This window comes from Paenibacillus sp. BC26 (genome assembly GCF_900116125.1).
Lineage (GTDB): Bacteria > Bacillota > Bacilli > Paenibacillales > Paenibacillaceae > Paenibacillus_Z > Paenibacillus_Z lignilyticus.
Window position 1 is genome coordinate 280,673 of record NZ_FPAD01000005.1, and the last position, 21,458, is coordinate 302,130.

Genomic DNA, 21,458 nt, shown 5'->3' on the forward strand with positions numbered 1-21,458 from the left:
TGGTCGGCAAGCGACATTTTTACTGGGAATGGGAAGAATCGGTACATGAGCATGTCCGTAATGTGGTACGATAGAAATGCCGGTTTTCGAACGGGAAGGTTTTTATAACTAAAAGAGGTGGATGTATTGGCAGGTTTTGAACAATTAGGTATTGCCAAGGAACGGTCGCAGTCGCTGCGCAATGAAGGAATTCATGAAGCGACACCGATTCAAGAGGGCGCAATACCCGTTATTATGCAGGGCAGCGACGTAATCTGTCAGGCACAGACAGGTACGGGCAAAACGCTCGCGTTCCTGCTTCCGATGCTGGAGAAAATCAGACCGGAACGCGAAGATTTGCAGGGTCTCATCCTTACGCCGACGCGTGAGCTTGCGCTGCAAATTACGACGGAACTGAAGAAACGCCTTGCAACGAAGGACGAGTTCAGCGTGTTGGCTGTTTATGGCGGACAAGATGTGGAATCGCAGCTGCGGAAGCTTCAGCGTGCGGTTCACATTGTTGTAGCTACACCGGGCAGACTGCTTGATCATATTCGCAGAGGCACCGTGAAGCTGAATGCGGTCAAAATGCTCGTGCTCGACGAGGCCGATCAAATGCTGCACATGGGTTTCCTGACAGAAGTTGAGGAAATTTTGAGCCAAATGCCTTACCGCAAGCAAACGATGCTGTTCTCGGCTACCATGCCGGGCGGCGTACGCTCGCTGGCGCAGCGGTTCATGATCGAACCGAAGGACATCACGGTGCGCGCACCGCAAGTGACGGTGAAGGCAATCCGCCAGCTGACGGTTGAAGTCGGCGCGAAAGACAAGATGGAGCAGCTTAAGCGGCTTCTGGGCGAGTATAACCCGTATTTGGGCGTTATTTTCTGCCGTACGAAGAAGCGGGCAAGCGCGCTTAATGAGTTCTTGCAAGAGAATGGTTTTAACAGCGACGAGCTGCATGGCGATCTCACGCAATCCAAACGCGAGCAGGTTATGAAACGGTTCCGAGATGCGAAAATTCATTTGCTGGTTGCAACGGACGTTGCGGCACGCGGTCTCGATGTCGAAGGGATAACGCACGTATTCAACTTCGATATTCCGGAAAATGCGGAGAGCTACATTCACCGAATCGGCCGTACAGGCCGTGCAGGCGAAGATGGCCTTGCGATTACGCTGGTATCTCCGCATGATCGCCTGGAGCTTGCTGCCATCGAGAAAGGCATCAATCAGGCGATTCCGCGCGAGAAGAACCGCGGCGGCGCGCCGGTTCGCACATCGGTGATGGACGATACGCCGGACCGCCAAGGCGGCGAACGCAAATCGCGCGGCACCAGCCGCAGAGGCGGAACGTCCGGCCAGTCGGCTTCCGGCAAGTGGGAGCCAAAAGGCGGTCGTTCCGGCCAGCAAGGCCGCAAGAGCCGATCCGGCTTCGGCGGCAACATCGACAGCCGCAAAGCGAACTCAGGCGGCGGCGCATACGGTGGAGCGGCGAAGCGCGGCGAATCGCGCGGAGCAGGCGTGCGCGGCGGCGCTGAAGAGGCGCCGCAATGGGGCGCGGCAAGAGCGGAAGCACCGCGCGGACGCGGCGGAGCAGGCTCGCGCGATGGCGCAGCGCCGGCAGGCCGCGGGCGCTACAGCACGCCGGCCCGCGAAGAAGGCGGCCGCGGCGAATTCGGCGGCGGCAATGCTGAGCGCACCGGCGGTCGCGGCGGCGACGCGCCACGTGGACGCGGCGGCGACTCGTCGCGCGGACGCGGAGCGTCGGCTGGGCGCAGCGAGTTCGGCGGCGGTGGCCGCGGAGCATCGGCATCGCGCGATAGCCGCGGCGGCTCTGCGCCGCGCGGCGAATCACGCGGAGCATCGGCACCGCGCAGCGAGTGGGGCGGCGCAGCAGCTTCGCGCGGGGATTCCCCGCAGCGCGGCGGAACCGGCCGTGGCGGCGAATTCGGCAGCCGCGGTGCAGGCGCACCGCAATTCCCGAACGGGGGCGGCGATAAGAATCGCGCTCGGTCTTCCTCGACCGGCAGACCGTCCTCGGGCGGCAGACCATCCACAGGCGGCTTCAAAGGCGGTCGCAGCAGCGGCGGCGGGAAGCAAGGCGCGGGCGGTCGTCCGCAGCGCAAAGGCTCGCGTTAAGATCAACTCATCATCAACGGATGAAGCAAGGCATAAGACGATATTTTGTCGCTGCCTTGCTTCTTTTTCTATAAGGAGTGAGGGAAAATGGTGCAGTTGGTGAAGCCGTCAATGGCTTTGCAAGAGGCCTACATGGCGTTCTACCGGGAATGGATCGTGTGCGGGGAGGATATTGTCCCATGGGTGGTGGGCCTGGATCCGAGCGATTTTACGGCATACATCAAGCAATTGAACGAAGCCCACAAAGAGGAGAACACGCCTGAGGGCTGGGTGCCTCATTCTACCTATTGGCTGCTGGACGATGCCGGGCAAGTCGTCGGAGCGGCTAATATTCGTCATCGACTCAATCAGAAGCTGCTTGAGAGCGGCGGGCATATCGGCTATGGCATTATTCCGTCCGAGCGGCGCAAAGGCTATGCAGCGCAGCTTCTGGCCTTGTCGCTCCAAGAGACGGATGGGCTCGGCATACGCGAAGTCCTCGTCATTTGTGATCATGACAATATCGGCTCCGAACGCACGATTCTGCGAAATGGCGGGCAATTCGAATCGAGCTTCACGGAAGCACACGGTAATGTCGTCAAGCGTTTCTGGATTCATCGTGTATAACGCAAAAAAAAAGGGATGCCACATTCAAAGTGGCATCCCTTTAATAATTAGCGAATCGTAATGAGGTTGTACATCACTTGCGCAGCTTCTGCGCGGGTCGTAATGCCTTTCGGATCGAACTTGCTTTCTCCGCGACCGTTGATCAGCTTCAGCGCTGCTGCCGCGTCGACATAGTTGGCAGCCCAAGCGGATACTGCGGACGCATCGGTGAATGAAGCTTCAGCACCTTTCGCTGGCTCGCTTCCCTTCATGACTGCGTATGCGCGCATCAGCATGGTCGCCATTTCTTCGCGCGTAATTTGCGCGCTTGGAGCGAATGCCGTGCTGCTCTTGCCGCTAACGATGCCGGCTTTAACCGCGACGGATACCGCTTGTGCATACCAGGCATCAGCTGCCACGTCCTTGAAGGTCGTGTCCCCAGCCGCAGTTAATTTTAACGCCTTCACGAGCATTGCCGTGAATTCAGCGCGTGTCACATTGCGGTTTGGCGTGAACATCGTCAGGCTTGTACCGTTAATGATTTGTTTCGCTGCCAACGATTGAATCACCTTGGCTGCCCAATGGCTGCTCGAAACATCAGTAAACGTCTTTGTAACTTCCAGAACCGCGTATTTGCTGAAGTGAGAAATTTCCGCTACCAGCTCGCCGTTCTCGAGCGTTCCGCCGATGTATTCAAGCTTACCATCACCGGAAACGTAGAAAATGCCCGTATTATCCAGATTTGCAGATGCATCGACCTTCAAACGAATCGTGATCGGTTCATTGAATGTCGAAAGCGTAGCAATCTTCTTGCCGGTTGCATCCGTTACGGACAGTTCGAGTTCATAAACGCCGCCGACTGCCTTCACATCTGCATAAGATGCTGTGCTGCTTGCTTTCTCAAGCGCTTCTTTCTCAGTGTCAGACAGGGCACTCAGTTTCAGTGAGATCTGACCGTTTTTCAGTTCTTCTGCAGTTAGCTTGTCAGTGAGTGCCTCAAGCAGTGCAGAAGGGATTTCCAGCGTTACATTGCCGGTATTCACTTCAAGCTTGTTATCAGCTAGAAGGTCGGCCGCGTTCGCAGGCAGTTTCACTTCACTTGTGTTAGCAGGCACTTCGACAGATACAACGCCTTCAGTAGGCTTAGTCAGCTTGCCTGAATCGATAACGACTGTGTGTTCATTGCCGGCATTGTCCGTTCCGCCGCCGATGAAACCACCACTACCGCCACTAGATGACGGAGCTGCTAGAACGACAAGATGGAATGCGGTTGTGTGAACTAATACTTCGTATTTCGTCGTTGTTGCCGAGAGTGTAACCTCCACGTCCTGGTTGGATGGGTGAACGGTACCATTGCTCTCAACGACCGACTCATTGCTGGATGTCCAAGTAATTTCGGAGCCATCTGGAGCAACGGTCGGTAAATGAAGGTTAGCCGTGACAGCGTTTTGGCTGTCATTGCCGCCTTTAATCATATTCCATACGAGTGCCACTTCTTGATCCAGGCTTCTGACATAGAAACCAAAATCGACATAGATGTAGTAGTTGCCTAAAGTGAGGTAAGCGGCTACAGGAACATAAGCATTGAGGTCCGCGGGTCTGGTTACAGTACCATCCGGCGCGACGATCTCTTCATGCTCGGACAACCATTCAATTTGAATGCCGTCTTCGCCGTACGTAGTCGGGAAGTTTAGCTTGCTTGTTACAAACAGCTCTGAAGCATTCTCGCCAAGTAGATCGGAAACCTTCAGCGATTTCGCTGCACGGAGCAGAAGCGTTTTCTCTTTGTTCTTGGTATCGCATAGAACAGTGAGATGAAACGTCGTCTTGGATGTGCTGTCGCCTTTGGTTACAGTGGCAACCAGGTCAACGTTAGCATCGCCTTCGTCAAACAGCGGTATAAATACGCGCCCTTGATTCGTAATAAACCTCGGTTTATTCGAAGCCCATGTAATCGTAGATCCGTTCGAGCCATGCGTTGGCAGGCTTAGTATCGAAGATACATCAGCTTCGGTTTCATTGTCCCCGCGAATGACGTCCCATGTAACACTTGCAGCATCATCTGCTGTTGCAAGCTCATCTGTAGCTGCTGCCGCCAAAACAGTCAGATTAAAGACTCTCTCTGCTGTTGCCGTACCCATTGTTGCCGTAGCCGTAAGCTTTACGGCCTGCTCAGCTGCAGGTCTCGTTACTTGTCCGGTTTCATTGATGACGTTCGGGTCATCGCTGCTCCAAGTAATCTTGGCGTGGTTACCCGGATCGGAGGTAGGCAATGAAAGATTCGTGCTCACATGCGCCTCATCGACGTTAGCGCCGTTCAGCATATCCCAAGTGAGATTGTTTACCGCTTGTGCCGCTTGGAATTGGTCTGCGCTTTCCTCGCCGCCCATCTTGTAAACAACTAGGTTCAAGATGGAAGTATAATAACCGGAAAACACTTTGCCATCCATTGCCAGTCCACTTTCAATGCCTAAGAAGTTTCCTCCGTGCTGAAGATCGTCGATCGTAATGCTGAAACGATGCTCGCCAGCAGGCTGCACGAAACTATCAGGGAACTTTAAATCCTGATCAAACTTTGTTTCTACCCAGTTGTCATCAAACAGACTCTTGTAACTAGGTAAGCCTTTGATGGTTTTTCTGTAATCCTGCAAGGATGCAGCAAAATCATAACCCAATGCATTATCCGCAAACACGGTGCCTGTAATTGTAATGGAGTCGCCTGTTGTATAGAACGACGCGGTACCGGTTGCGTCCGTAATGACATTGTCGAGCTCAACTCGCGGTTGCTCCGAGTTCTTGTGTACCGGGATCTTGATCGTTGTCTTATTGCCCATATAGTCGATCATCGTGAATGGAAGCTCGCTATCCCCTTGAGGAATGCTGCCTGGGTCTGTATAACCGCTCTGCTGGTAGTAGAACGTATAGCTGCCGGCAGGTTCACCATAACCGCTTGGTTCCGCGTTATAGTAGAGTCTACTATTGTATGGAACGGAGCTAAGCGGCGGGTAGTAAGCACCTGTCGCCGGTAGCGCCTGTTCATTGCCAAGGAGTACGATTGGCACTAAATTGCGATCGAACTGATCAGATGATCCGTTATTAGCATAAGCCGGTAAAACATATCCGGATACAAGAGGATCCATATTATCTAGATGGAAACTTCCATCTTCCCATAGTCCACCGGGATTAATGACAAACTCCGGTGTATTGTCTTTCGCGTACTGGACAGCTTGAATCGGGATCGTTGCTGTTCCACCTGCGCCGTCATTGGTCACCTGTACGACATTGCCTGCAAGATCAACTGTGACGTTAATCGTGATGCTGCTCGTGTTGCCCAAGAAATCGGTGGCCTTGACAACCAGTACATGCTCACCGGCGTTCAAAACGACCGGATATCGGAAGTCTTCCTCGACTGTTGAAGCACGTAGTATGCTTCCCATGGATTCCGATGAGCTGCCGTCTACTGCAACCTCAAGCTTGTAGCCTCTGGAGTTTGCGACTGTGTCTTGCGCAACGGTATCCAGCATAAGCGAGATCGTATCCGGCTTGTCCGTATCCACGTATGCGCTCGTTTGAGTCAAATCCGCACTCATCACCGTATTCAGTTTAACTGTCGGTGCTTGAGTATCCACGAAAGTATGAATGCCTGTATAAGCGCTGCCGGTGAGGTCGGAAATGCCGTTAACCGTTTCAGCAGCTTCCCACACACTACCATCCTCTAGGCAAGCAAAGAAGGTGATATAGTGGCCATCCGGCAAATTGGAAGGAATAGTTACATGTCCGGTGATGGAAAATTTCGAAATGTCTGCTCCAACCTTTGTCTCCCAAGTTGCGGAGTCGTCGATCGTAGCTCCGACCTTCGTAAGCGTGCCGCTATCTTCAAGCTTGTAAAGGACCTGCTTAACGGATGCCAGGCTTGTGCCAAATGCATCGAAGCTCAGCGTGAACTGATCGCCTGGTTGCACATTCGCATTCCAGTAACCGCTTGGAAGCGAGTCATTGATGGTGGTCGTATATTCGTCGACAAAAAGGCCTTTGCTGCTCGAATTATCGATTACGATATTCACGGCATCGCCCTCGTTGCCAACACTGTCGATTGGAGCTAGGGTAACGACATTGAGACCGTTGATCAACCCCGGTACTTCCAACTGGTAAGAGCCATCCGGGTTATGAACCACCATTGATTTGTAATCATCCCATGGCTCGGAACCGTTGAGCGCTAAGAATATGTTCGCATTTGTGCTGCCGTAAACCTCGTCATCTACCGTCCAGCGGAGGGTATAGTTGCCATTATCTGCAACTTCAGGATGGGTAGATTCATCATACTCCGGATTTTTGATCACATTGATCGTCGGAGCTTGCGTGTCTTTATACATTGGCATATAAATTGTCGGCTGCGGCTTGGCATTTGGAATATCTGCCGTTGCCGTAACGGCGAAGTAGTACTGTCCGTCCGGCGACTCAACTCCTGAATTTCGCCCGTCCCAAATTGTTCCATCGACGAGCGTGTACGGGTTTCCGCCTGAGTATGGATCCATCTTTATTTGCCACTCTTCATTCGCCAGGTGCGTGACTAAATTGTGGTCCTCATCGACAACGTCTACATTTATAGTCCGCGCATCCCGCAGCATAGTAAGAGCTGGGAATGGAACCATGTATTGGCGAGGATTGAATGCATAATATTTATCGCCTAGTGCGATTTCTTCCGCTGTATCCGGTAGGTCATAAAAGAATTGGTACGGACCGGATTGGAATCCCATTTGCGTTCCGAGACCGGATTCCGCCCATACATGATGGGTGTCTTCCCAGACCGGCGCATCAATGATGCTTGGTTCGTCCCAATCGCCGAAGAAACCGCTATACGGTACATTGAGCGTAGGCAGCGTGCTGTCAGTCGGTGTCAAATAAACATAGCCTTCCACGAAGATATTGTTCATTGTGGAAGCATCCAGATTCAGTGTCACAACGACTTGCTTCGTGGAATTCGCCGGAACTGTAATTTGATTATGATCAAACGTAAGCTCTGCCTCTTCCATATAGCGGCTGCGGATGTTATCCGAATGGGTTAGCATCGAATTATGCAGGTAATCCGTCATAACCGTGCCGTTCACCGTATACGCGGTTTCTTTGTCAGTCATATTCTTCGCAGTCAGCGTAAAGGTAGCGGTTCTGCCGATTTCCTTCAGGCTGACGCTTCCTTTGCCGTCTGCTCCGGATACGACAACAGGCGTTTGAACAGCCAGATCAGGGCGGATCATGCCTGCGCCTTGTCTTCTAGGCTGGTACTCCGTGTTGTAATCAGGGCGTGAAGCCGAATTCTCTTCGTTGACATAATCCCGTTTGGTCGGAACCGATGTGTTCATAATCAGGTTTTTGACCAATTGAGCAAAAGCCCGATCTCCGGTAGGAACGCCGCGCTCTTTGAGCGCTTGCATCACATCTGCCACGGCTCCTGAGACATAAGGTGCTGCCATGGAAGTACCGTCTTCTTTTTCGTAGGCGTTGTTTACGTTCGGGTCAGAAGTTCTAACAGAAGACAAGATTGCATGGCCAGGCGCCATAACGTCAGGCTTCAAGAGCAGGTCGCTTGTCGTTCCCCACGATGTGAAGTCGGTTGGCTGACCCGGGTTGGATTCATCGAAAGCGGACCCGATCTCTTCGGAAGCGATCGAGATCTGAATGGATGGCAGTGGAGCAGGCTCCTCGCTGCCGCCTGGAACTTCGATGCCGATATCCAGCGGTCCGATATCGATGCCGCCACCGCCGCCACCGACTTCGATGTTTGCCAGAATGGCTTCTTTCAATTTCATCCCGTCTTCATAACTGATGAAAGAGAAAGGAATGATGCCAAAGCCTTGCGGTGGAGGTGCAAGCTTGTCCGGAGAGGAGTTATAGACGATAATGCCTGCTGCTCCGGCTTCTTCGGCGTGCTTTACCTTCTCGATGAAGGAGATTGCGCCTCGTTTAACGAGCATGACTTTGCCGGTTACATCGACACCTTCATAATCGGATGGCGTGCCAAATCCGATTTCGTAGCCTTGCCAGTCATAATCTGCCGGAAAAGCAGCCAATTCATAGGTCTGGCCTGCGGTAATATGCCAGTCGTCGATGCCTTCGCCGAATACGGAGCCGGCTACATCAGCGCTTTGGAATTCATAGGTGTGCTTCTCCACGATATTATTCGCGGCTGCAACCGTGAAGGAATCCGGATAGACGCCCGGATTACCGACTTTATTCAAATCCGGATTCTCGCCGAGCTTCAAATGGGCGCCAAGCTCGCCACGATCGGCGTAGGCATTGGATGCGTTGCCGGCAGAGACGACAACGACATGTCCCGCATCCGTTGCGTTGCGGATAGCAATGCCCATCGGATCTTTAGGGTCGCGCGTGTCAAAGGAGGAAGCGGAGCCTAAGCTCATATTAATAACATCTGCTCCGACGGATGAAGCATGATCAATCCCTTTAATAATGTCTTCTGTCAATGCGCCTGGCTGAATGTCGGAGAATACTTTCTCGGCCACGAGCTGAGCTTCGGGTGCCACGCCCCTGAGGACAGCGCTTGAACCGGCAGCGGTACCTGCTACATGGACGCCGTGGCTGCTCGGTGACAGCATCGTATCCTCCATGTGCGGAATAACATCGTCCGTTTGGTCTGCCCAGTTATAGCCTGCGACAACCTTGTCCGAGTACTTGCCCGTACCTTTAGGGAATCTTGCTTTGCTCATGTTTTGAGGAGCTGGGAATGCTTCATGGGTGTAATCAATCCCGGTGTCCAGAATTGCGATGAGCATGCCTTCGCCCTTGTAACCGGAATCCTTGCCAACGGCTGCTCCGCTCCAAACGTTCTCGATGCCCGTCAGCTCATGCTCCTGATTAGTGACTTCCGCCGGATAGTATTTCTGCTGCAGCGTAACGGCAGCGACATTCGGCATCTTCTTGATTGCTTCGATGCTGCTGTACTTGATGTTGTCGACGCTAAAGCCTTTGAACACATTCTGGTACTCATGCTTGAAGGATAGTCCATTGCCGCTCTTCGCTTTACTGCCGGCTAACGTGCTCATGATTTTGCTTTGCGTAGTATCGATTTCGTTCTGAATGGCCGTCTTACCGGCAGTCAGCGATTGTTGACTCACGCCAACTTTTCCTTGTGCTGCAAGTTGGGATACGGTCTGGCCTTTCAGTTGGACAATTACCGATACGAGTTCATCGGGGTTATGCGCAGCAGCTTCAGCCGGAACTTTCTGAAGCGATTCAAGCTCTTTCTTCCGGTCTTCTTCCATAGCAGCGGACAGATTCTGTTTTGCTTTTTCCTTCAACCCTTGCAGCTGTTCAGGTGTAAGTTTGGGCTGGGCTGGAGCTTTCCCATCGGGGTTTTTGACTATGATCCCTTTTGGAAGCTCCGGCGCGCTTGCCGGTTTGTTCGGATTCGTTGAAAATGTCGGTTGATCCGCGGCTGCATATGCCAATGGCATATTGGTCATGACGAGACAAGCCAAAGAGACGGATACGACCGATTTCGTCATCCTTTTTGATCTTTTCATCGAGGTGCTCCTTTAATTGTAGTGTTTAGCCAGTTGAGCTTTTACGCCTAATACGACGATCTACCTGAATTGTAGCGGAACGCCTAATGTCCATGTATGGGGGGATTTCGGCAATTAAAAGAAGGGGTTGTTTATGAATTAAAGCAAGGAGTCAACGCTTAGTGGAACCTAATAGAGCCGTAACCAGGCGGTGTGCGGAGAATTTTGAAAAGAAAGGGTGCTATCGATTTCCTAATACAATTAGGGGGAATTTTAGAGACGAAGCAGAGATAGTTAATAGATTGCGTTTATTTGGAAAAATATTGGTATTATGATTCGTTTATGACGAGTCTGAAGCCGGATTTACGAATGAAGGCTTGTTTTGTTACACTTTATGGTAACAATGTAAGTGGTAACTATTGATAAACGGAGGAGGAGATGATTCGATGACAAAGCTTCGTCCGTACCTCTATTGCGAGGATGCGAAAGATCAGGCGAATTTCTATATGGAGGCACTTGGCGGCGAAATTATAAGCCAGCAAACGTACGGTGAGATGATGCCGGGCGCTGCTGAGGACGACAAAGACAGGGTTATCCATCTGGTGCTGCAGGCGGCGGGTCTTCTCTTCTATATGGCGGATGCGGGACCGATCCAGCGCGGCAATGGGATAGACCTCACGCTGGAGTTCGAGACGGAGGAAGAAGCGGAGGTTGCCTTCAACAATCTGTCGGGGAACGGCGGCACAGTCATCATGCCGTTTGAGCGGATGTTCTGGGGGAGTATGTTCGGCCGAATCGAGGACAAGTATGGCGTCCGTTGGCAAATTGCCACACAGCCGGGCCATTAAAGACGGAGAGCCGCTTAAGACATGACGCGTTGGCGCAGTCTTGAACGGCTCTCTTTTGCATAACTAGTTATCAAGCTTCATTAAGCCATCCTCGAATGTATAAGCCAGATTGAGCTTGTGGATGTGCGAGCCGTCCTTGGCGCTTGATTCGTAGATCGTCAGCACGCCTGTCGGACTGGTGGGAGCTCTCGAGAGCGTAACGGTAAACTCGAAATCGCCCCATTCCGGCGCTCCCTGATCAGCCATGACATTCCCTTCGGCAAGCATGTTATGTCCATCCTCGAACGAATAACCGAACGCCGCTTCGAAGACGCGAGCCTGCCCTTTTACGACAAATGACTTACCGACAACGGTTCCTTCGGCCGGCTCATAGACTTTGAATGCTTCATTGCCTGCTGCGACCTTAGGTGAATTCGATTCCGAGTTGTTGGAGGTTGCATTCCTGTTGGTTGCTTGCTTGGCAGGCGGTTCGCCGCCGGCCGCCGAGCTCGACACATAGACGTCGTGTTTTCCGCATCCCGAGGCCATCAATAGTGCCGCGAGAGTCAGGAGCAGGATTGATTTAAGGTTCATACGGAATCATCTACTTTCTGTGAGCAGAAATGGATATTTTCATGCTTCATCCTTGTTGCGCTTCTCAATTTATTATACGCTTGAGGAAACAGCTTGAATCAGTCGTTACAAGCAGCACGGATAATATTCGTATAAGCGAGGAGAGTGAACCTTCATGTTCGAATGGCGGCGATTGCTTCGATTCAACCGATACATAGGCAATGGGCAAGAAGAAATCGACTACCAGTGGCCCACTGCAAAGCTCCCTTTCATCAGCATTCGAACCAGCGTTGGCAAAGGCAAACCTAAAGTCGCGATCGGCATCATCGCGCTCGGTGACGTGGCGATTGGGCTGGTGGCAGGCGGGGCCGTTTCGGTCGGCATTATTTCAGTGGGAGCCGTGACCGTAGGCTGGCTGCTGGCGCTTGGCGCAGTGGCCATGTCGGGCGGATTGTCTGCCGGGGCGGTTGCCATTGGGGAATTGGCAATTGGGGCAGTGGCGATCGGTCAGTCTGCTGTCGGGGCAGTAGCCATCGGTCAAAATGCGCTCGGAGCCGTGGCCATCGGCGAGCATGTGCTTGGCGCGGTTGCGATTGGCGAGCGAGTCTACGGAATCGTCGCCATCGGTGAGCATGGATTTGGCCTTGTGCCGATCGTGGGCGATTTTATCAGATGGGTAGCCGGGCTGTTCCGCTAGGTTTCAACGGATTTCGGCTTTGTGCTACAATAATAGACAGCATGAGTGTATATGAGGAAGGTGTAGGATGAATACAGTCAATATATTGGGCGTTTCGTTCTCGAAGCGGACGCTTTCGGATACGGTGGCGCTCGTACAAGCGCAGATCGCGGCGAAGGGTCGGCCGTTATTTCATCTCATTACGGCCAATCCGGAGATTGTCATGGCGGCACGGTCGGAGAAGCAGCTGCAGACGATCGTGGACGAAGCGGATATCATTACGCCGGACGGAATCGGTGTGGTGCTTGCCGCGAAATGGCAGGGCGAACATATCCCGGAGCGTGTAACGGGCTATGATTTGCTGATCCGGCTGTTCGAGGAAGCGAAGCAGCATCGCTTCTCGCTTTATGTCGTTGGAGCGGACGAGCAGACCAACGCGAAAGCGGCTGAAATCATCGCGGACAAGTACCCGGGCGTCACGATTGTCGGCAGACATAACGGCTTCTTCAAGGACGGGCAGGAAGAAGCGCTTGTTGCCGATATCGGACAGAAGCGTCCGGATGTGCTGATCGTAGCACTCGGCGCACCTAATGCGGAGCGCTGGATCTACAAGCATAAGAGCCGCCTGCATGCGAAGGTCGCCTTCGGCGTTGGAGGCAGCTTGGATGTCATCGCGGGCAAGGTGAAACGCGCTCCGGTGATCTGGCAGAAGCTGAATGTCGAATGGCTGTACCGACTGCTCAAGCAGCCGTCACGCTGGCGCCGCCAGCTCGTACTGCCGAAGTTTGCGGTGACGATACTGACGAACCGCCGTCGTTAGAACCAATAGAGAGCCGTCTCAAAAGTGTGCATTGCGACTTTCGAGGCGGCTTTCTCTATGTAGAGGCGGCTATCTCGTTCACGTAACTTCGGAATGCGCTCATGCCGCTATGGTGGTTTCGCGCTAACGAATTGTACAGGTCTTATTTGCTCGAAAATATGCCCTTTTCGAATCTAACGAATCGTAGAAGCCTTATTTAGGGGAAATGGGACGGCAAAGAGTATGTTTTGGCTAAATAAGACCTGTAGGATTCGTTAGAATTTTAAATCGAGCAAATTAGCAGAAATAAGACCTGTAGGATTCGTTAGAATTTCCGATGTGCGTGAGCGGTGGAATCCGCAGCGTTTGTCGCATGATTTGGAGGTTGGGCGGCGGACAGCAGGTGGTTGAAGGATGATCGGTGGACGTCGCGCGGTCAGGAGTTGGAGGTTGGTTAGCGATCAGCAGGCAGTAAGTAGTTGGAGGTTGATCGGTGGACAGGGTGCAGCGGACAGTGGTCAGAGGTTGGAGGTTGGGCAGCGGTCAGCAAGTAATTGGTGGTTGGTCGGCGGCGGACAAAAGGAGGTCAGAGGTTAGAAATGGATCGTCGGTCAGCGGGCAGCAGGTGGTGGGTGCCGTTAAGCGGATACGCTCCGCGGCTGGTCGGGCAGTGCAGCAATGTGTCCGTGTTTGGGAATCGTCGCCTCATGCGGCGGTTCCCAACCGTATACAAAAAAAGCGGCTGACTCGGGAAACCCCCGGTTCAGCCGCTCTCTCACAACACCTAAGCCGTAGTCGGCGGAACGAATGTCCGCTGCGCGAACTCGTTATCAAGCATGAAGAAGGCATTGCTGTCGGTGTCGATACGCTTCAGCTTGTTGATGATGCTGTCGAACATCGACTCTTCTTCTACTTGCTCATCGATGAACCATTTCAGGAACTGGATCGTCGCATGCTCGCGATCATTCATCGCAAGGTCGGACAAGTGGTAGATCCGCTTGGTGACTTCCTGCTCATGCTGGTAGGCATGCTGGAAGGCATCGAGGATGGAGCTATATTCATTGTTAGGTGTGCTCATGCCGACTAGGGTGACGCGTTTTCCGCGATCGTTCAGATACTTGTACATCTTCATCGCGTGGAAGCGTTCTTCTTCGGCTTGAACAATAAAGAAATTCGCAAATCCGTCGAGGCTTTCTCCGGAACAGTAAGCGGCAATTGCCAAATATACGTGAGCAGAGTAAAACTCGAAATTCATTTGATCGTTCAAAGCTTGGCTGAGTTGGTCGTTCATCATCGGCCGCACCTCCCTTTCCACAATATATTATAAAATAAAAAGAGACAAAGCGCCAAACTCCGCTAAGGAGTTAGGACTACTTCATCTCCTATATTACCATACTATGCCATATCAGCCTATCCGGTGTTTGAGCTTGGCGTACAACACTTCTGCTGTCGGGGCTACAACGACTTCCGTTTTGCCGATCATTACGATACATTGCTTGGAACACAGCTTGCAATTGCCGAGACAATCCTTCTTCTTCTGCTTCAAGTCGGGGAATTCTTGCTTTAAGGTTTTAAAAACAGACTTGGAGCCGTGCTTGAAGTTCCGGCAGCAGTACTTGATCTTTTTCATCCGCCTTGTTCCCGACCTCTCTGGATGGTGTTGTCGTGCCCTACAACAATGATAGTAATTCTCATTCTCACTGTCAATCGTTTCTTGCAAGGTCTTGTCCAAAATCTTTACTTCACTCGACCGCTGGCATATGATGGGAGCAATAAAACCAACTGGATGAAGGAGTACATAACGAATCATGAGTACAAACGGACAACAACGCTCGGCGATCCGCGCGGGGCTAACGGTAGATATTGTGTTGAAGAAGGATCAAGCAACAGGCAAAACAACGCGAGGCATCGTCAAAGATATTTTGACGAATTCGCCCAACCATCCGCATGGGATTAAAGTGCGGCTGCAAACCGGTGATGTCGGCCGCGTAAAATCAATCGTAGAGGGGCCGTAACGTCTATGATATTCAGCGATTTAACGAATTGGGAGCGAGAGCGGGAGACGTTCCCTGAGCCGGTGCGCCGCGCGATCGAAAGGCTGCAGCAGACCGATCTGGATGAGCTTCCTGCCGGACGGCATGAGTTTGGCGAGCCCGGTATGTTTCTGCTCATGAATGAGCCCGTTACGAGAGATTGGCGCGAAGTCAAACCGGAGACGCACAGGCTGCATACGGATATTCAGCTGCTGCTGAGCGGCCGTGAGCGGATGCGGGTAGCCAAGGTTTCGGAGGAGCAGGTCATCACAGACGACCGCTATGAGACGCAGGATATTGCTTTCTATGATGAAGTCCATAACGAGAATACGATTGATATGGTGCCCGGCGATTTTGTTGTCTTGTTTCCGACCGATATTCACAGGCCCAACTGCTCGATAGACCAAGATATTCCGATCCGCAAGGCGGTCGTCAAGGTACATCGCGATCTATTTGCAACACGGCAGCAAAATGAGTAGGATTAGAGAAAACAAGCGCTTTCTAAGAAGAAGTGTACGGTATTGCCCGAAATAGGTCATGCGGCTTCTTCTTGAAACAGCCGGAAATAAAGGAGCTGCGTCCACATGAGCTTTCTCCCCCAAACATTCTCTCTCCCTCACGTGGCGTCCATTGTGCTCACGCTGCTATCGGGCGTAGCGGTCATGTTCCTGCGATTGCGCGCCAGCAATCGACCGACGACGATGCGCAAGATCATTATTCCGCCGATCGGCATGTCGACCGGCTTTCTGATGTTTGTCGCACCGGTTACGCATGTGCCATGGTTATGGGCCATTGCCGCTTTTGCCGTCGGCGCGGTATTGTTCGCTTATCCGCTCATCCGCACCTCGAAACTGGAGAGGGTTGGGGAAACGATCGTATTGAAACGGTCCAAAATGTTTATATTCATTCTGCTCGGCCTTCTTATCGTGCGCCTGCTCGTTCATAACGTAGTGGAGCAGGCTGTCAGTATCCCGCAGACGGGGGCGCTGTTCTTCGTGCTCGCTTTCGGGATGATCGTAGTCTGGAGAATCGCCATGCTTCAATCGTATCTTAAATTAATGCGACGGAGGTAAGCTGACTGATGACGATGCCTGAATCGTTAAGACGAATGTTTGATCTGTGTGCGGCAGGAGAAACCTCGATGGTGGAAGAGCTGCTACAGCAAGATGCGGATTTGGCAAAATCGAGCTGGGGGTACTTCTCGCCCCTGCATGTTGCGGTCCGGGAAGGCCACCTGGATACCGTAACTCTGCTGCTTCGCTATGGCGCTGATGCTGCGGACAAGCCTGTTCTGGGCTGGCAGGATTCCCTGCCGCAGCTGGCGCAGGACCGCGGATACGAAGCTATTGCCGAGCTGCTTCGCGAGCATCTTCAGCGTACCCATCAGGTGCAGCCGATCGGCGATGTAACGGCAGGGCTTATTCGCGCCTATAACCGCGATGAGCTGTTGGCATGGTTCGAGCAGCACCCGGAAACGATCCACGCAGGCGATGAGCGAGGCAACACGCCGCTGCACTGGGCTGTTATGACAAGACAACCGGAGCTGATCGACCTGCTTCTGGCGCGAGGCGCGGATATTCAGGCGCAAAGAGCTGACGGGAGTCAGGCTGTTCATTTGGCGATGGAAGGCGATTATTTCTATAGAGGCAACCGTGACCTGCCATCGAATACGATACGCGACCAACGTTTCTTGCTGGGGTATCTCATTGGAAAAGGAGTCCCTTACGACATCTTCATCGCGTCTGCCGTAGGCGATGCAATACGAGTGAAGGAACAGCTGGCACAGAATCCGCAGCTGGCTAATGCAAGAGACACTTCGGGCAGATCGGCTCTCTACTATGCGGCCAAGCAGGGTCATATCGAGGTTCTGGGCAGCCTGCTGGCCGGCGGAGCCGATCCGAACCTGCCTGAGCGGGATGCCTCAGGCGGAGCGGCACTCTATGCGGCGGTCAGAGGGGATCATGCCGAATGCGTGAAGCTGCTGCTGGCGCATGGAGCGAATCCGAATGCGGAGATCGAAGCATCCGGCAACGCCGTATATGCCGCGATGCAGAAGGGCGCGCAGGAGCTGCTCGAGCTGCTCTATGAACACGGCGGGACCGTGACGATGTCCGGCGCCTGTGCACTGGGCCGCATCGATCTGGTCGGCGAGATGCTAGCGCTCAATCCGGCGTCAGCCAACGAGGGCGACTATGGACCGCTCTCCCAGGCGGTGAGCTGCGGCTATACCAACATCGTGAAGCTGTTGCTGCGGCATCATGTCGAGCTGAACGGGCCCTGGTATGCCAGCAATCACATGGTGTACGCCTGCAATAACGAGATGGTCGAGCTAATGCTTCGCCATGATGCCGATCCGAACGTACGGAATTGGCTCGGTATCAGCTATCTGCACCTGACTGCGAAGAAAGGCGACACCGAACTGGCCGATTTGCTGCTTCGCTATGGCGCTGATCTGGATGCTGTCGACGAGGAATATAATACGACTCCGCTGGGTTGGGCGGCCAAATACGGGCAGACGGAGATGGCGGCGTATCTGCTTCGCAAAGGAGCGGCAATAGAACCGGCGGATGTGCCGGAATGGGCGTCGCCGCTTGCCTGGGCGAGACGTCGCGGACATCAGGCGATCGCGGATTTGCTTCTGTCCCACCGGAGAGGCGCGGTGTAGCAGTTGACAGTACCTGCGGCAGCTGGTATTCTAACGACATAAATTGCATGCAATTTAATTGTGTTATTCACTATAGATTGGCTTGCTAGCCTAAGCCACAGAGAGGAAGACTGCAATGGAAAAAGGTGCTCAGCTGGAGCTCGACAATCAGCTCTGCTTCGCCCTCTACGCCTGCGCCCGCGAAGTAACGAAGCTGTATCGCCCGTATTTGGATGAACTGGGCATTACGTACACCCAGTATGTAACCTTACTTGCGTTATGGGAGAAGGACGGCGTACCCGTGAAGGAGCTGGGAACCCGGCTGTACCTGGATTCCGGCACGCTCACGCCGCTCTTGAAGAAGCTTGAAGGGATGACACTCATTCGCCGGGAGCGCGATCCCGAGGATGAGCGCAGTGTTATCGTCCGATTGACCGACCGAGGACGCGAGCTGAAGACGAAGGCGGTAACGATTCCGGAGCGCGTGTTTTGCCAGACGAACATGCCGGGCGAGGAAATTAACCAGCTTCGGGAACAGCTTCGCAAGCTGACCACAGCCGTTCATGAGCAGTCCTGCGGCCAGTTATAAGCTTTATAGGATAGAAGAAGACCCTTTCAGCGCTGCGGCAAGCAGAAGGCTGAGAGGGTCTTCTTTTTTTATGGCTATAGGTCGCGGCCACGGCGATTATTTCCCGGGAAACGGGCAAGCGGCGATCACGCTTCCCACCAAGAAATGTTGGCGAAGGAGGTAAGGGTGCCCGCTACGGTGAGCGAGCTGGTGACCGTAATGGAAATGCTCTGATTCTCCGGTACGATTAGCCCGCCAACATAGTCGAAAGAAAACATGCCGGGGTTGAGCGGCAAAGACAGAAAGGCTGTCCCCCCGGAAGCCGCACTCGTGGAAGAGCGGGCTGTCATGACGCTGGTGGCGGCATTGCCGAACTGCGTATTGAAGGGAGTCAGGGTGGAAGGGGAACTTATCGTGGCTGCCCTCGTCATCGTCACGGAGCCGCTGAAGGAAGAAAGTAAACTGAGGCCAACGCCGACGCCGCCTGTTATGCGAGAGACATAAAGCGTTCGGCCGCTGGCATTGGGATTGGAGATTTGAACGGTTGCGGTAACCGAACCACCCAATATACTAAGCGTTGCAGAGTTATTAAATGTTGCTATAAATTCACGCGCTGACACTGCCGCACCATAGTCGGGAGGCGTGTGGATCCCCGGTGAAACGTACGTATTGGTCAATTGACCGAAGAACTTGCTGTTCGATTGGTCGAACACGAAATGATTAGGCATCGCAGCCTACACCTCCCACCAGGTCAAATTTATCGCACCCGTCAAAGAGCCTGTACCCAGCGTGACGGAGATGGTTTGGTTTGCCTGAACGATAAGTGAGCCTGTGAAATCGATGACGAACAGACCGGAAGTGACCTGCATGACCATACAGGTGGTCGGGGAGCCGCCGAGTGAACCCGTGTTTTGCTTCGTGGTCGCAACGCTTGTCGTGGAGCTGCCGAAAAAGGCGTTAAAAGGGGTAGGCGTCGTGCCGCCGGTAATCGTTCCCCCTGATGCAATCGTTAAGGTTGCCGCGGCCGTTGTGCCGCCTGTGATCCGCGAAATGTACAGCTTCTTCCCGCTGCCGTTCGGATTCGTTGCCTGGAGCAACAGGGAACTGCCCGAGCCTACGCTTGTACTGCCGGTATTCAGAATAAAGAGAAATCCGCTCTTGGCGGCATCGGCCTCCGGTCCTTCACTCACACCGGGCGAGGTGTAGGGGTTATTTTGCTGCATATAGATGGGGTTATGTTCGGTATTAAACACATTGTAATTGTTCATGCAGCACCTCTTGTCGGCGGAATAGTAGAGTTACGCACATACCTATACTTCCAGCATATGGGATAATATGTTATTGGCCCTAGTTTAGTATGGAGTTTAAGAGAAAAGGCCAATGCCCACGGCTTAAAGGACAGTCGCCGTTTCATTCGTTGCCGGAAGTACATAGAGTACAGAAGCGTTATTGCTAAGGGGAAGATGTCATGAGCAGCAAGCACTCGCGGCGCCGTACCAAGGGAAGCAAGCCTCTACTTCTTCCATGCTCCAAGCGGGACGGTGTATATAACCAAAGCGATCGACAATCGACAGGCAGCAAGAAATGCAGGCCCTCTAAGATGGGGGTGTTTTCGGAGCGCACGTTCATGAATGTCGAGACGACGGACGACTTTGTGCCATTGCCTTCACAGGACACATCCAATAAAGCGGTCTATTCGTATGCCATTGTCAATGATGGCTGCGAGCCTGCATCGGTTCAGCTTGAGATTGGTCCTAATGGGAGGGATTATGTAGTCGAAACGGAAGGAGTTGTGCAGATAAAAGGGATGGGCGTCATCGTACCATCCAGATTTCTTCGGTATGCGCGGCTTGCGGTCAAGTCGGAGCAGCCGGGTAAACCGACTAAGCTTTGCATCTATTTTCAATCACAGAAGGCAAGGTGAAGGCGAAGACTGCAGAAAGCGCTGCAGGCTATTTTGGGAAAAGAAAGAGTGAACAGCGATGCCGAACTTTTCAAGCTTTAACCCGAATCCGGACAACCTCCGGACGTTGATATTTGGTCATGATGATACCGAAACGGCGAGAGCGGTAGCAACCGATTCGGCTGGTCATATACTGAATATTATTTTGGACGGTACCATCAGCAGCATCTCCGGGGTCACCATCTCGGGCGGAACGGTTTCGGTAGGTACCATTGATAACCTGTTAAACGGTACGATCACGAGCGTGATGGGAGCGACCATTACAGCCGGAACATTGACAAACCTGTTGAACGGTACGATTACCAGCGTGCTCGGTGCAACGATTACGGCCGGAACACTGACGAACCTGTTGAACGGTACCATTACGAGCGTGATGGGAGCGACGATCACAGCCGGAACGATTAACAACCTGTTAGACGGTACCATCACCAGCGTGATGGGCGCAACGATTACAGCGGGAACGCTGACAACATTGACGAACCTGTTAAACGGTACGATCACCAGTGTGCTTGGTGCAACGATTACGGCTGGAACACTGACGAACCTGTTGAACGGTACCATTACGAGCGTGATGGGAGCGACGATCACCGCCGGAACGATCAATAACCTGTTAGACGGCACAATCACCAGCGTGATGGGAGCAACGATCACTGCCGGAACCTTGACGAATTTGTTAAACGGTACCCTCACCAGCGTGATGGGAGCAACGATCACCGCCGGAACCTTGACGAATTTGTTAAACGGTACCATTACAAGCGTCATGGGAGCTACGATTACAGCGGGTACATTGAGCAGCGTAACTTCGATTTCGCAGAAGAGCTTCATGGAGCAGTCCAACGCGCTGCTTACAACGTCAACCGCCTATACGGCATTGAATGCTGTGACAACCAGCGTGCTTGGCACGTATTCGTTCTTTGTATACAACCGTGGACCTAATAAAGCCGATGCTCGCGTGGAAATCAGCGCTGACGGTTCCAACTGGTACGCGGATGTCGATACGTCGACAGGGATTTCCGTAGGCAGCGTAGATGTTCTTGTGCCGCAGCGGTTCCTCAAATATACGCGGTTGGCTTATAAATCAGCATCTGCCGGTAATCCAACGACGATCGATGTATTCTTTAACGGCCAAGGCACTTAATGCAACGAACGGGAGTG

General features: G+C 53.0%; 19 protein-coding genes. 13 read left to right on the forward strand and 6 right to left on the reverse strand.

Going from position 1 to position 21,458, the window contains the following annotated elements:
• Positions 1-126 precede the first annotated feature (126 nt).
• Positions 127-2,118 carry a DEAD/DEAH box helicase gene (locus BM412_RS27315; protein ID WP_371264864.1) on the forward strand — a complete coding sequence of 664 codons (1,992 nt, stop codon included), beginning with the start codon at positions 127-129 and terminating at the stop codon, positions 2,116-2,118.
• A gap of 87 nt (positions 2,119-2,205) precedes the next feature.
• Entirely contained in the window at positions 2,206-2,724 is a 519-nt protein-coding gene (locus BM412_RS27320) for a GNAT family N-acetyltransferase (protein WP_091224860.1), read from the forward strand.
• A 47-nt stretch (positions 2,725-2,771) separates the two neighbouring features.
• Here BM412_RS27320 and BM412_RS27325 read toward each other — a convergent pair whose 3' ends face one another.
• Positions 2,772-10,241, reverse strand: coding sequence for an immunoglobulin-like domain-containing protein (locus BM412_RS27325; RefSeq protein WP_091224861.1), 7,470 nt, complete (start codon positions 10,239-10,241; stop codon positions 2,772-2,774).
• A 425-nt stretch (positions 10,242-10,666) separates the two neighbouring features.
• On the opposite strand from BM412_RS27325, the gene BM412_RS27330 reads away from it, so the two are divergent.
• A complete protein-coding gene (locus tag BM412_RS27330) occupies positions 10,667-11,068 on the forward strand; it encodes a VOC family protein (protein ID WP_091224862.1) in 402 nt (133 codons plus the stop codon).
• 63 nt (positions 11,069-11,131) lie between these two features.
• Here BM412_RS27330 and BM412_RS27335 read toward each other — a convergent pair whose 3' ends face one another.
• Positions 11,132-11,641 (reverse strand): Gmad2 immunoglobulin-like domain-containing protein, encoded by a 510-nt coding sequence (locus BM412_RS27335; RefSeq protein ID WP_091224863.1) that lies wholly within the window; start codon positions 11,639-11,641, stop codon positions 11,132-11,134.
• Between the two features lie 154 nt (positions 11,642-11,795).
• Between BM412_RS27335 and BM412_RS27340 the strand changes: the two genes are divergently transcribed.
• From BM412_RS27340 to BM412_RS32265, 3 genes are all read left to right on the forward strand, one after another.
• Positions 11,796-12,317 (forward strand): hypothetical protein, encoded by a 522-nt coding sequence (locus tag BM412_RS27340; protein ID WP_091224864.1) that lies wholly within the window; start codon positions 11,796-11,798, stop codon positions 12,315-12,317.
• A gap of 67 nt (positions 12,318-12,384) precedes the next feature.
• Positions 12,385-13,116, forward strand: coding sequence for a WecB/TagA/CpsF family glycosyltransferase (locus tag BM412_RS27345; RefSeq protein ID WP_091224865.1), 732 nt, complete (start codon positions 12,385-12,387; stop codon positions 13,114-13,116).
• Between the two features lie 578 nt (positions 13,117-13,694).
• The gene (locus tag BM412_RS32265; RefSeq protein WP_177246121.1) at positions 13,695-13,841 is read left to right on the forward strand and encodes a hypothetical protein; all 147 of its coding nucleotides are present in this window, start codon (positions 13,695-13,697) and stop codon (positions 13,839-13,841) included.
• Positions 13,842-13,879: 38 nt separating this feature from the next.
• Here the strand turns inward: BM412_RS32265 and BM412_RS27355 are convergent, their stop codons facing one another.
• Complete coding sequence (locus tag BM412_RS27355; protein ID WP_091225081.1) at positions 13,880-14,386, reverse strand: ferritin; 507 nt, start codon at positions 14,384-14,386, stop codon at positions 13,880-13,882.
• Between the two features lie 114 nt (positions 14,387-14,500).
• Positions 14,501-14,725, reverse strand: coding sequence for a DUF1450 domain-containing protein (locus BM412_RS27360; protein ID WP_090986610.1), 225 nt, complete (start codon positions 14,723-14,725; stop codon positions 14,501-14,503).
• Positions 14,726-14,903: 178 nt separating this feature from the next.
• Between BM412_RS27360 and BM412_RS27365 the strand changes: the two genes are divergently transcribed.
• The 5 genes from BM412_RS27365 (at position 14,904) to BM412_RS27385 (ending at position 18,361) form a co-directional block, all read left to right on the forward strand.
• Positions 14,904-15,110 (forward strand): YwbE family protein, encoded by a 207-nt coding sequence (locus tag BM412_RS27365; RefSeq protein WP_091224867.1) that lies wholly within the window; start codon positions 14,904-14,906, stop codon positions 15,108-15,110.
• 5 nt (positions 15,111-15,115) lie between these two features.
• A complete protein-coding gene (locus tag BM412_RS27370) occupies positions 15,116-15,607 on the forward strand; it encodes a NanQ anomerase/TabA/YiaL family protein (protein WP_091224868.1) in 492 nt (163 codons plus the stop codon).
• A 105-nt stretch (positions 15,608-15,712) separates the two neighbouring features.
• Complete coding sequence (locus BM412_RS27375; protein WP_091224869.1) at positions 15,713-16,201, forward strand: CcdC family protein; 489 nt, start codon at positions 15,713-15,715, stop codon at positions 16,199-16,201.
• Between the two features lie 8 nt (positions 16,202-16,209).
• Positions 16,210-17,793 carry an ankyrin repeat domain-containing protein gene (locus tag BM412_RS27380; protein WP_091224870.1) on the forward strand — a complete coding sequence of 528 codons (1,584 nt, stop codon included), beginning with the start codon at positions 16,210-16,212 and terminating at the stop codon, positions 17,791-17,793.
• 115 nt (positions 17,794-17,908) lie between these two features.
• Complete coding sequence (locus BM412_RS27385) at positions 17,909-18,361, forward strand: MarR family winged helix-turn-helix transcriptional regulator (RefSeq protein WP_091224871.1); 453 nt, start codon at positions 17,909-17,911, stop codon at positions 18,359-18,361.
• A 125-nt stretch (positions 18,362-18,486) separates the two neighbouring features.
• Here BM412_RS27385 and BM412_RS27390 read toward each other — a convergent pair whose 3' ends face one another.
• Positions 18,487-19,068: a hypothetical protein gene (locus tag BM412_RS27390; protein ID WP_091224872.1), complete on the reverse strand. Its 582-nt coding sequence runs from the start codon at positions 19,066-19,068 to the stop codon at positions 18,487-18,489.
• Positions 19,069-19,074: 6 nt separating this feature from the next.
• Positions 19,075-19,608, reverse strand: coding sequence for a hypothetical protein (locus BM412_RS27395; protein ID WP_091224873.1), 534 nt, complete (start codon positions 19,606-19,608; stop codon positions 19,075-19,077).
• A 200-nt stretch (positions 19,609-19,808) separates the two neighbouring features.
• Between BM412_RS27395 and BM412_RS27400 the strand changes: the two genes are divergently transcribed.
• Entirely contained in the window at positions 19,809-20,264 is a 456-nt protein-coding gene (locus BM412_RS27400) for a DUF6385 domain-containing protein (RefSeq protein ID WP_143111713.1), read from the forward strand.
• A gap of 58 nt (positions 20,265-20,322) precedes the next feature.
• Positions 20,323-21,441: a DUF6385 domain-containing protein gene (locus tag BM412_RS27405; protein WP_091224875.1), complete on the forward strand. Its 1,119-nt coding sequence runs from the start codon at positions 20,323-20,325 to the stop codon at positions 21,439-21,441.
• Positions 21,442-21,458 lie beyond the last annotated feature (17 nt).